Origin of the sequence: Pseudoxanthomonas suwonensis (assembly GCF_010093235.1) — a bacterium.
Lineage (GTDB): Bacteria > Pseudomonadota > Gammaproteobacteria > Xanthomonadales > Xanthomonadaceae > Pseudoxanthomonas > Pseudoxanthomonas suwonensis.
Map to the genome: position 1 here is coordinate 42134 of NZ_PDWP01000027.1, position 11145 is coordinate 53278.

The following is an 11145-nucleotide window of genomic DNA, read 5'->3' on the forward strand; positions in this document are numbered from 1 at the left end:
GCCATGCCGGCCCCTCCGCCCGCCCCGCGCTTGTGGCAACGCCCCGCGGGCGCTAGAATTCGCGGCCCTGCAGGCCGTCACGACGGTCCGCCAGGTTCCCGGAGAGGTGTCCGAGTGGTTGAAGGAGCACGCCTGGAAAGTGTGTAAGCGTCTAAACCGCGCTTCGGGGGTTCGAATCCCCCTCTCTCCGCCAGATACGAAAAGCAAAGGCCTCCGCAAGGGGGCCTTTTTCGTATCTGGCGGAGAGAGGGGTCCTGATTCGAACCCCTCGGTTCGACCACCCGCGAAGCGGCTCGCAATCCCCTCGCGTATCTGGCGGAGAGAGGGGTCCTGGTTCGCCCCCCCCGGTTCGACCACCCCGAGGGTCTCTCATTCCCTGTTTCCCCTTGATGCGGCTGGCATTCGCCGGCACTCCCAATACCGGTTGGCGCGGGATCCTAGCATCGCACCAGGCGGTATCAGGGCTCGCGACGCAGGTCGCTGTCGGGCGTAGCGGCCAGGCGCCGCTCCCGGCCGCCCCCTCGCATTGGAATGTATCGATGGGCTAGAATTGCCGCCCTGCAGCGCGGCGCCAGCCAGCTGCAAGTCGCGATCCCGGCCGATGGGCCGGAAGATCGCCACGCCAGGGCCGCGCGCTGCGCGGCCCACGTCTATGGTGGCCCCGTCGGCCCCTCGCGACGCTAGGTCGAAAATCCCGCCAGGGCCGGAAGGCAGCAACGGTATCGATCGACGCGGGCGCCGAGGTCAGCCGGCGGGGCCGCCACCCTTCTGGGCTTTCGAAACAACAGAAGCGCTGGCCTCCTGGCACTGCGGGGCCGTGGCGACGGCCCATGCCATCCCGGGAGCGGGATGGCACCGGGGGGCGCGGCAGCAACGGTATCGATCGACGCGGGCGCCGAGGTCAGCCGGCGGGGCCGCCACCCTTCTGGGCTTTCGAAACAACAGAAGCGCTGGCCTCCTGGCACTGCGGGGCCGTGGCGACGGCCCATGCCATCCCGGGAACGGAATGGCACCGGGGGGCGCGGGCCGCCACCCTTTTGGGCTTTCGAAACAGCAGAAGCGCTGGCCTCCGGGCACTGCGGGGTCGTGGCGACGGCCCATGCCATCCCGGGAACGGGATGGCACCGGGGGGCGGAATAGCGCCGGGCTCGGCGCGCGCTCAGTGCACCGCGTGCGTGGGCGCCGGAGGCACGATGGCGAGCGCATCCGGCTCGTCGCTGGTGGCCCAGCGCTCGACCACCTTCCACTTGCCGGTGTCGACCACGGCGATCTGGTTGCCGCCGCTGATGGCCACGTAGACGCGGCGTCCATCCGGGTCGGCGACGGCGCCGATCGGCAATGCAGCACGGCCAAGCATGGTCTCGCGGTATTCCACGCCGGTCTCGGCCAGCGGCACCAGGGCCACGGGGCGGCGGTGGCGGACCGAGAACACGCCCAGGGTCGCGGCGCGGGCATTGGTGACCAGTGCGTGCTGGCCGTCTGCGCTGAAGGTCACGCGAATCGGGAAGCCGGGGCTGTCCAGGGTCGCGACCACGTCCAGGGTTTCCGGGTCGTGCACGGTCACCGTGCCTTCCTCGCGGTTGGCGACCCATACCGAGCCGTCGCGGCCCACGGCGATGCCTTCGGCGCCGCCACCGGCCGGCTTCTCCAGCACCTCGCCGGTGGCCAGCTCCACCCGCGCCACCGTGCCTGCCCCGACCTTGGCGACATAGGCATGCCGGCCATCGGGGGACAGCGCGACCATATGGCCCTTGCCCGGACCGATGTCGAACTCGCGCTCGATCCGGCCGTCCAGGCGGACCAGCAGCAGTGCGTCGCTGCCCTCGGTGGTCACCAGCACGTGGTTGTCGTCGGCGGTGAATCGCCTGCCGTGCGGCCGGGTATGCGTACCCAGGTCCACGCGGCGCAGCAGTCGGCCCGTATGCGCGTCGTAGACCCCCAGGGTGTGGCCCGGCCCGCGGTGGCCGTATTCGCTGACCACGGCAGTACGGCCGTCGCGGCTGACCACGATCTCGTGCGGGGCTGGCGCGGTGCCCGCCTCCCCGAGCCGGCGGCCGTCCTCCAGGGACAACTGCCACAGGGTGTTGGCGGCCTTGTTGCCGACCAGCAGCATGCCGGAGGGCGCGCCGGGCAGGTCGGCTGGCGCGGCCACGGCGGTGCCGGCCAGTGCGAAAAGGGCGGCCAGGCGCAGGGGGAATGCGATAGCCATGGGGGGATCTCCTTCTCCGACGTACTCAGGCCGGCCGCGGCGGGCTGCCGGGCTCGTCCGGATGCAGCCACTGTGCCGGGCCATCGGTATAGCTTTCGTGTTTCCAGATCGGCACCCGCAGCTTGACCTGGTCGATCACGTAACGGCACGCGTCGAAGGCGGCGTCGCGATGCGCGGCGCTGGCGCCGACCCACACCGCCAGCCCGCCGACCGGCAACTCGCCGACCCGGTGCACGCAGTGCACGCCGCTGACGGGAAAGCGCCCGGCCGCTTCCTCGACGATGCGCTGGCCCTCGGCCACCGCCAGGCTGGCATAGGCCTCGTAGCGCAGGCCGCTGACCGGGCGACCGTCGTTGTGGTTGCGGATCCAGCCTTCGAAGCTGGCGTAGGCGCCGGCCTCGTCGCGCAGCAGGCCCTCGCGCAGCGGACCGATGTCGATATCCGACGTGGCCAGTTCGAAACGGGCGGTGCAGCTACGTGTCGGGCCCATCTCAACCTCCCGAGACCGGCGGGATGAAGGCGACCTCGCTGCCCTCGCGCGGCGGCTCGGACCAGGCGGCGAAGGCGCCGTCCATGGCCACCCGCAGTCTCTCGCGGGGCCACTGCAGGCCATGGCGCGAGGCGGCCTCGGCATAGAGGCCGGCCAGGTCCGCAGCGCCGGTCTCCACCTCCTCGCGCTCGCAACCGGTGGCCTCGCGCAGCGAGGCGAAATACAGCAGTGCCACCTTCGCCATCAGCCCACCTTCCCGAAGTCGCGCTTGCCGCCGCGCTTGCCCAGCAGCTTCGCCGGCCCCAGTACGATCGCATGGGACAGCGCCTTGGTCATGTCGTAGACCGTCAGCGCAGCCACGGTGGCGCCGGTCAGCGCCTCCATCTCCACGCCGGTGCGCGCGGTCGTGCGCGCGCTACACTCGATCCGCAGCTCGCGTTCGCCGTGCCAGTCGATGGCGATGCGCACGCCATCCAGCGGCAGCGCATGGCAGAACGGGATCAGCTCGTGGGTGCGCTTGGCGGCCATGGTGCCGGCGATCACCGCGGTGTCGACGATGCCGCCCTTGCTCGAGCGCATGCCGGTGGCGCGCAGCTGCGCCGCCACCGCCGCCGGGAACGCCACCCTGCACTGCGCGGTGGCGCTGCGCGCGGTCACCTCCTTGGCGGAGACGTCGACCATGGCCGGCCGGCCTTCGGCATCGATATGGGTCAGCGCGCCGGGCGCGCGACGGGAAGACGTGCGTGTGGCCACTCAACCTCCGATCAGGTACATCTCGATGGGCCGGCGCGCCGGCGCCTGGCCGCGGATCTCGCTGTAGCGGTCCTCGCGCGCCGACCACAGCCGCGCGAGCGCCTCGGCTACGCCCTGTTCGCCCTCCGCGAGCGCGGGCTTGAGGTCCTGCCCGCTGTCGGCGAACAGGCAGGTGTAGAGATGGCCGTCGGCGGAGCCGCGGGCGCGATGGCAATCGCCGCAGACCGGCGCGCTGCCCGAGCCGATGAAACCGACCTCGCCTCCGCCATCAGCGAAGGCGTAGCGCCGCGCCACTTCGCCGGTGTAGTCCGCGGCCAGCGGGCGCAGCGGCCAGCGCGCGGCGATGCGCTCGCGCAGTTCCTCGGCGCGCACCACCTGGGCCGGATCCCAGCCGTTGCAGGTCCCCACGTCCATGTATTCGATGAAGCGCACCACGTGGCCGGTGCCGCGGAAGCGCTCCAGCAGCGGCAGCACCTGGTCCTCGTTGACCCCGCGCAGGACCACGCAGTTGAGCTTCAGCCGGGTGAAACCGGCCGCCTCGGCCGCGGCGATGCCCTCCAGCACCGTGCCGACCTCACCGCGGTTGCCCGACATCGCCCGGAACACCGCTGGATCCAGCGCATCCAGGCTCACCGTGAGCCGGCGCAGGCCGGCTTCGCGCAGTGCCCGGGCCTGCCCCGCCAGCAGCGCGCCATTGGTGGTCAGGGCCAGGTCCTCGATCCCGGGGATGCGCGCCAGGCGCGCGACCAGTTCCGGCAGGTGGCGGCGCAGCAATGGCTCGCCGCCGGTCAGGCGCAGCTTGCGCACGCCCACCTGCACGAAACCACGTACGAGGGTCTCGATCTGGTCGAAGGACAGGCGGCTGGCGGCACTGGTGCCGTGGTCGTCGGCCACGCGGTCGGCCGGCATGCAGTAGCCGCAGCGGAAGTTGCAGGCGTCGATCACCGCCAGGCGCAGGTCGCGCAACGGCCGCCCGAGCCGGTCCAGGGGCAGCGACGCGCGGGCCTGGAGCGCGTTCATGAGGCCAGCGCCACCGGCGCGGTCGGGTCGGCCAGGGCCAGCACCTGGCCGGGGCGGCCCACGGCATAGCCGCGGGCGGCCAGCGCCTCGCCGTCGGCGGCGCTGGCGTAGTGGTAAAGCACCATGCGCTGGCGCAGCTCGGCCGGATACTCGCGCTCCAGGTCGTCGATTCCGGTGTGCGAGGGATTGCCGTGCAGGCCGCAGTCGTGGGCGACCAGTTCGCCGGCGTCCGCGTACCGGGCCAGCGTCTCCGGGATCGGGCGGGTATCGCCGCTCCACACCAGGCTGCCCTGCAGGCGCAGGCCGAAGGCGGTATCGGGCCAGTGGTGCCGCACCGGGAACACCTCCAGGCGCACGCCGTCGTGCCAGAAGGCATCGCCCACCGGCACCAGCTGGAACGCGTCCCAGAAGTTGGCCCCGCCCTCGGCCAGCACGTTGGGGTAGTCGCCGATGCGCCGGTGCAGCAGCGGCACCACCGGCGCCGGCACGTACAGGCGGATGCGGCCACGGCGGGCCGGATCGAAATAGGCGGAGACGAACAGGCGCTCGAAGCCGGCCACGTGGTCCAGGTGGACATGGGGGACGAACACGGCGTCGGGATGGCCGGCGTACTGCTGCTCGAACGCGGTCAGGCCCTCGGCGCCGCAGTCGATGGTCAGCCACGGCCTGCCGTCGCGCTCGAGCGTCGCCATCGGCGAGCCCAGCGCCACCGCCGATGCGTTGCCGACCCCGTGCAGCCGGAGGGACCACGCCGCCATGGTCAGCAGCCCCGGTTCCAGGACAGCTCGTAGGCGCGGCGCAGGCGCGAGAAGTCCTTCTCGACCTCGTCCACGCTGCGCTGCCCGCGCAGCTTCAGCAGCGAACGTTGCAGCCGGCGCAGGTTGGCCTCGCGCCAGCCGGTGGCCGGGATGCGCATGCGGCCGCGGTCGAAATCGATCAGCCAGCCGCGGCCGTTGCCGTCGAACAGGATGTTGTGCGCGTTGAGGTCGGCATGCTCCAGGCCCTCGCGGTGGAAGCGCGCGATCAGGCGCCCGGTCTCCTCCCACGGCGCCCCGCTGCCGGCCACCTGGGCGCGATCGGCCAGCGAGCGCACGCCTTCCAGCCGCTCCAGCAGGATCGCTGCGCGGTAGAAGGGCCCATGCCGCAGGTAGGAGGCCGCGAGCGGCCGCGGCACCGGCAGGCCGCGGCCCAGCAGCACGCGCATCAGCCGGAATTCGGCGAAGCTGCGGGTGCGGGCGGCGCCGCGCCAGACGTAGCGGTCGCGGCTGACGCTGGCGGCCAGCCCGCCGCGCAGGTAATGGCGCAGCACGCAGGGACCGAACGGCGCATCCACGAACCAGGCGCTGCCACGCCCGCCGGAATCCACCGGACGCGCGCGTTCGCCCCAGGACGCGGGCACGAACAGGTCCGGTCCGGCTTGCCGCAACCGTTCACGGTCGAACAGAATGGCGCCATAACCGCTGCCGGCGCGGTATGGCGACAAGGCTTCGTTAGCGTCGAACGCGACCATCCTCGCGAGTCTAACAACACCCCGAGACCGATGCGTCCCTCGATCTGCCTGCTGCGCCTGTCCGCCCTGGGCGACGTCACCCATGTGGTCCCCCTGGTGCGCACCCTGCAGCGCGCCTGGCCGGGCCTGCACCTGCACTGGATCATCGATCCGGCCGGCCAGCGCCTGCTCGATGGGCTGGAGGGCGTCACCTTCCACGTCTACAACAAGAAGAGCGGCCTGGCCGGGATGCGCGCCCTCCGGCGCCAGCTTCCGCCGGAGCGGTTCGAGGTGCTGCTGCAGCTGCAGGTGGCCGCGCGCGCCAACCTGCTGTCGGCCTTCGTGCCGGCGCGGCGCCGGGTGGGCTACGACCGCTCCCGCTCCAAGGACCTGCACGGGCTGTTCATCAACGAACGCATCCCGGACCGCCCCGGCATCCACGTACTGGACGCCATCGGCAGCTTCTGCGAGCCGCTGGGCCTGGTCCAGGACAGGGTCGAGTGGAACCTGCCGGTGCCGGCCGAGGCGCATGAATGGGCGGCGGCGCAGTGGCCGGACGACGGTGCTCCGGTACTGATGATCTCGCCCTGCTCCAGCCACCAGCGCCGCAACTGGTACCCCGACCGCTACGCGGCCCTGGCCGACCACGCCGCCTCGCACGGCTGGCGGGTGGTGCTGTGCGGCGGCCGCAGCGAGCTGGAGCGCAGCACTGCCGATGCCATCGTCGCGGCCATGCGCAGCCCGGTGCTGGACCTGGTCGGCAAGGACACCCTCAAGCAGCTGCCGGCCCTGCTGGCGCGCGCCGACCTGCTGGCCACCCCGGACTCCGGACCGATGCACATCGCCAATGCCATGGGCACGAAGGTGCTGGGCCTGCATGCGGCCAGCAACCCGGCGCGCAGCGGCCCCTACTCCGACCGCCGCTACTGCGTGGACCGCTACGACGACGCGGCACGCAAGTACCTGGGCAAGCCTGCCTCGGCCCTCAAGTGGGGCACCAAGATCGAGCACGACGGGGTGATGGAACTGATCACGGTGCAGGACGCCATCGAGGCCTTCGAGCGCTACCGCGCCGACCATGCCGCTGAGCGGACGCCCCAGGCGTGATGCGCGGGGCCGACGACCCACGGTTGCCGGCCCCCGCCCTGCCCGCCGCGGCGGTGCTGGGCCTGTTCCTGGTTTCCGGCTTCGCCGGTCTGGTCTACCAGTCGCTGTGGTCGCACTACCTCGGCCTGGTCCTGGGGCACGCTGCCTACGCGCAAAGCCTGGTGCTGGCGATCTTCATGGGCGGCATGGCCCTGGGCGCCTGGGGCGCGGCGCGGCTGGGCCTGCGCTGGCGCCGGCTGGTGCTGGCCTATGCCGTGGCCGAAGCGGCGATCGGCGCGCTGGGACTGGCCTTCCATCCGGCGTTCACCGGCTACACCCGGCTGTCGGAGGGCGTGCTCGCCGCCCTGGGCGACGGCCTGGCCGCGCAGCTGTATCCGTGGCTGACGGCGACGCTGCTGATCCTGCCGGCCTGCATCCTGCTCGGCGCGACCTTCCCGCTGCTGAGCGCCGGCTGGATCCGCGCCCGCCAGGGCCAGGACGCGCGCGTGCTGGGCGGGCTGTACTTCGCCAACAGCCTGGGAGCGGCCGCGGGTGCGCTGGCCGCCACCTTCCTGCTGCTGCCACGACTGGGGATGCCCGGCGCCCTGGCCGCGGCCGGCATCGCCAACCTGCTGGTGGCGGCAGTGGCCGCGTGGCTGGCACGCGGCGAAGGCGCGGATGCGTCGCCGGTCGCGGCACCTTCGCCCCCCGCCTCCACGCCGCCCCCCGCGCATGCGCCGATGCTGCGCGCGGTGCTCTGGGCGGGCCTGCTGTCCGGCGCGTGTTCGTTCGTCTACGAGATCGGCTGGATCCGCCTGCTGAACCAGGCCCTGGGCACCACCGTGCACAGCTTCGAGCTGATGCTGGCCTCGTTCCTGCTGGGCCTGGCCGGTGGTGGCGCCTGGGTGCACCGCCGTGGCGCGCGGCTGGACGATCCACTGCGTACCGCCGGGCATGCCCAGGTCGCCATGGGCGTGGCCGCACTGCTGTCGCTGCTGGCGTTCGCGCAATCGTTCGACTGGACCGCGGCACTGGTGCAGGCGCTGTCGCGCACCGACGGCGGCTACCACCTGTTCCTGCTCGGCAGCGCCGGCGTGGCGATGGCGGTGATGCTGCCGGCGGCATTCTTCGCCGGTACTACCCTGCCCCTTTTCACCCTGGCCCTGCTGCGCGGCGGCGGCGGCGAGGCCTCGATCGGCCGGCTGTACGCGGCCAACACGCTGGGCGCCATCGCCGGCGTGCTGCTGGCCACGCATGTACTGCTGCCGCTGCTGGGCGTGCGCCCTGGCCTGATGCTGGCGGCGGCCGGCGACATCGCCATCGGCTTCTGGCTGCTTGCCCACGCACGGGGCGAACCGCAGCCGCGCCGCGTGGCCCTGCTGGCGGGCACCGCGGCTGCCGCGCTGCTGCGGGCCATCGCCTGGGGCAGCCCGGATCCGCGCGCCCAGCTGTCCGGTCCGTTCCGGACCGGCTACGCTCGGCTGGACGATTCGCTGGAAGTGGCGTTCCTGCGCGACGGCAAGACCGCCACCCTCGGCGTGGTCCGCTCGCCCGCGAGCGGCACGATGTCGCTGCTGACCAACGGCAAGTCCGCCGGGGCGATGGCCGCCAGCCTCGATCGTCCGCCAGGCGGCGACGAGCTGACCATGGTCACCCTCGGCGCGCTGCCATTGGCGCTGCATCCGCAGCCGCGCCAGGTCGGGGTCATCGGCTGGGGGCTGGGCCTGTCGACGCATACGCTGCTGGGCAGCGGGCGCGTGCAGCGGGTAGAGACCGTGGAGATCGAACCGCTGGTGCACCGCGCCGGTGCGCAGCTGTTCGCGCCGCGCATCGGACGCGCCCTGGAAGATCCGCGCTCGCAGGTGCACTTCGACGATGCACGCCGGTTCTACGCCAGCGGCCGGCGCAGCTACGACGTGATCGTGTCCGAGCCGTCCAACCCCTGGGTCAGCGGCGTGGCCGGGCTGTTCACCACCGAGTTCTACCGTTTCCTGCACGGCCACCTGGCCGCGGACGGACTGCTGGTGCAGTGGCTGCAGACCTACGAGATCGACGATGCGTTGCTGGCGTCGATCCTGGCCGCGCTGCTGGAGAACTTCGAGGACGCGGAGGTCTACCTGGCGCAGGACAACGACCTGGTGGTGGTCGCCTGCCGCAGCGCATGTCCGGTGCCGCAGGCCGGCCGCCTGGGCGACACCGCCGCGCTGGCGCGCGAGACGGCCCGGGTCGGCCTCGATGGCGATGCCGCGCTGGCCCTGCGCCGGCTCGGTGGGCGTGCGCTGCTGCAGACCTACGTGCGCGCCCTGCATGCCGAGCCGCACAGCGACTTCCATCCGAGGGTGTCGCTGCAGGGCCCGCGTACCCGCTTCCGCGCCGACCACGCCGACACCCTGCAGCGCATGGCGGACAACGGCCTGCCCGTGCTCGACCTGATGGAGGGGCGGCTGCCTCCTGCGGGCGGCGAGGAGGTCGCGGCGCTGCGCGGACACAGCCTGCTGCTGGCGCGCCAGCGCGCGCTGTCCCTGGTCCAGGCCATGTCCGGGCAGGCGCGCGCGACCGGGCTGCCCCTGCGCCAGCACGAGCTGGCCGCCGCCGAAAGCGAGCTGCAGGCCCTGCTGGGCATGTCGGGCGCACCGGTCACCGACCTGGCCACGTGGACGCGCAGCGTCGCCACGGTGGCCGCGGCGACGCTGGGCCCCCTTCCGCCTGCGGACCTGGAGCGCGCATGGATCGCGCCGGCCTGGATCGACCGCAACGCCCAGCCCGCCTCGGTGCGTGCGGTGCTGGACCTGTACGCGGCCGCGGCCGCGCGCGATGCCGGGGCGATGCTGCGCCTGGGCGAGGCGCTGCTGCAGCGCCCGGAGGCTTATCCGCTGGAACTGCAGGAGCAGGCCCTGGTCCTGGCCCAGCTCGGTGCGCTGGGCTCAGGCCGGCCCGCGGAAGTGGAACGCCTGCACCAGGGCTACGGCGTGGCCCTGCCCCACGGCGACAGGCTGCGCATGGTGCGGCACATGATCCGCATCCGCGCGCTCGAACAGGCGGAAGCGCGCAGGCCTCAGGGCGCGGCGCCGGTCCGGTAGTCCTGGTAGGACTTCTCCTCGACATAGGCCGAGCCCAGGGCGAGGTTGATCTCCTTCTTCACCCGCGCGCGCTCGTCGTTCTCGAAGTACACGCTGCGGGCCAGGCGCACGAACTCCTCGTCGAACTCCTGCGCGCGCTCCTTCAGGCGGATCTCGTCCTCGATGTCCCACAGCCGCTCGTTGACCGCCTTGAGCCTGGCACGCAGCTGGGCGATATCGCGGTTGGCTGCCGGATGCGCCATCCAGGTCTGTTCCAGCGCCGAAAGCTCCTTGCGCACGTTGGCCAGCTTGGCCTCGTCGGTCATGCGTTCGGACTTGATCTGCAGGATCGCGATCTTGTCCAGCAGTTCGCCAAAGGAGACGGGGACGAGGATTTCGGACATGGGAACAGCCAACCTTCTGGAAAGGCGCAAGTCTAGCGCCTGGGGAGCGGGAAGGCTGGAGCTTCCGTCGTGACCGGAGCCGGGTCCGGGTAACAGCCGGATGCCGGAGGGCCTCATTGGCGGCGTATCGGAACATGGGGTTCCAGGCGCCTTGCCCCAGATGCGGCCTGCGGCCTTGTCCGGGCTACGGATGCCCCCTCCCGTCGGGAGAGGGGGAGAGTGGACGCCGGCGAAGACAGGTTCCACGTCCGCGGGCATGAGGGCCCGCGTCCCCGTCCTGGGGGCGGATGGATACGACGCCGCTTGCTCGAAAGGTGCGGGCCATCCAGCGGCCGCGTGGAGTCCTGGCGTCATACGGAGAGAGGGGATTCACTCGGCCCTGCGGGCGGCTTCTCCGTGCAAACCGATGCGCGGTCTGTGACGGGGCACAGCGCGCCTCGCGCCACCGGCTTCGCGGGTGGTCGAGCCGGGGCGAACCAGGCCCCCCCTCACCGGATGCAAATAAAAAGGTTCTTCTCCCAACTAAGGGGAGAGAGGCACACGGCCGACCCGGCAGACTTGCTGGTGTCGAAGCAACAAACTGGGGCCGGCCGTGGCCGAGTTGGATTGTATGTCCCCGCTGGGAGGCTGGGCGG

10 protein-coding genes, 1 tRNA gene and 1 other RNA gene are annotated in these 11145 nt (G+C 72.1%); 4 read left to right on the top strand and 8 right to left on the bottom strand.

Annotation, left to right across the window (positions count from 1 at the left end):
• Positions 1-100: 100 nt before the first annotated feature.
• Positions 101-193, top strand: a tRNA-Ser gene (locus tag CSC68_RS13015).
• 468 nt (positions 194-661) lie between these two features.
• An RNA gene (gene ffs, locus CSC68_RS13020) (signal recognition particle sRNA small type) lies at positions 662-758 on the top strand.
• 401 nt (positions 759-1159) lie between these two features.
• On the opposite strand, the gene CSC68_RS13025 is transcribed toward ffs, so the two are convergent.
• The 7 genes from CSC68_RS13025 to CSC68_RS13055 are packed head-to-tail and all read right to left on the bottom strand — an operon-like array spanning position 1160 to position 5982.
• Positions 1160-2209, bottom strand: a complete 1050-nt coding sequence (locus CSC68_RS13025) for a Vgb family protein (protein ID WP_162203968.1) — start codon at positions 2207-2209, stop codon at positions 1160-1162.
• A 25-nt stretch (positions 2210-2234) separates the two neighbouring features.
• On the bottom strand, positions 2235-2699 hold the full coding sequence (locus CSC68_RS13030; RefSeq protein WP_162203970.1) for a molybdenum cofactor biosynthesis protein MoaE: 465 nt from the start codon (positions 2697-2699) through the stop codon (positions 2235-2237).
• A 1-nt stretch (position 2700) separates the two neighbouring features.
• Positions 2701-2946, bottom strand: a complete 246-nt coding sequence (locus CSC68_RS13035) for a MoaD/ThiS family protein (RefSeq protein WP_211365756.1) — start codon at positions 2944-2946, stop codon at positions 2701-2703.
• Positions 2943-3452, bottom strand: coding sequence for a cyclic pyranopterin monophosphate synthase MoaC (gene moaC / locus CSC68_RS13040; protein ID WP_162203973.1), 510 nt, complete (start codon positions 3450-3452; stop codon positions 2943-2945). The genes CSC68_RS13035 and moaC overlap by 4 nt, the downstream gene beginning before the upstream one ends.
• Entirely contained in the window at positions 3453-4472 is a 1020-nt protein-coding gene (moaA, locus tag CSC68_RS13045; RefSeq protein WP_162203975.1) for a GTP 3',8-cyclase MoaA, read from the bottom strand.
• Positions 4469-5230: an MBL fold metallo-hydrolase gene (locus CSC68_RS13050; protein ID WP_162203977.1), complete on the bottom strand. Its 762-nt coding sequence runs from the start codon at positions 5228-5230 to the stop codon at positions 4469-4471. The genes moaA and CSC68_RS13050 overlap by 4 nt, the downstream gene beginning before the upstream one ends.
• 2 nt (positions 5231-5232) lie before the next feature.
• The gene (locus CSC68_RS13055) at positions 5233-5982 is read right to left on the bottom strand and encodes a 3-deoxy-D-manno-octulosonic acid kinase (RefSeq protein ID WP_162203979.1); all 750 of its coding nucleotides are present in this window, start codon (positions 5980-5982) and stop codon (positions 5233-5235) included.
• Between the two features lie 30 nt (positions 5983-6012).
• Here CSC68_RS13055 and CSC68_RS13060 point away from each other — a divergent pair, with 30 nt between their 5' ends.
• Together CSC68_RS13060 and CSC68_RS13065 are read left to right on the top strand one after the other, a co-directional pair.
• Complete coding sequence (locus CSC68_RS13060) at positions 6013-7068, top strand: glycosyltransferase family 9 protein (protein ID WP_162203981.1); 1056 nt, start codon at positions 6013-6015, stop codon at positions 7066-7068.
• Positions 7068-10127, top strand: a complete 3060-nt coding sequence (locus tag CSC68_RS13065; protein ID WP_246193571.1) for a fused MFS/spermidine synthase — start codon at positions 7068-7070, stop codon at positions 10125-10127. The genes CSC68_RS13060 and CSC68_RS13065 overlap by 1 nt, the downstream gene beginning before the upstream one ends.
• Here CSC68_RS13065 and CSC68_RS13070 read toward each other — a convergent pair.
• Positions 10103-10510, bottom strand: a complete 408-nt coding sequence (locus CSC68_RS13070; RefSeq protein ID WP_162203983.1) for a DUF6165 family protein — start codon at positions 10508-10510, stop codon at positions 10103-10105. The genes CSC68_RS13065 and CSC68_RS13070 overlap by 25 nt on opposite strands.
• Positions 10511-11145: the final 635 nt, after the last annotated feature.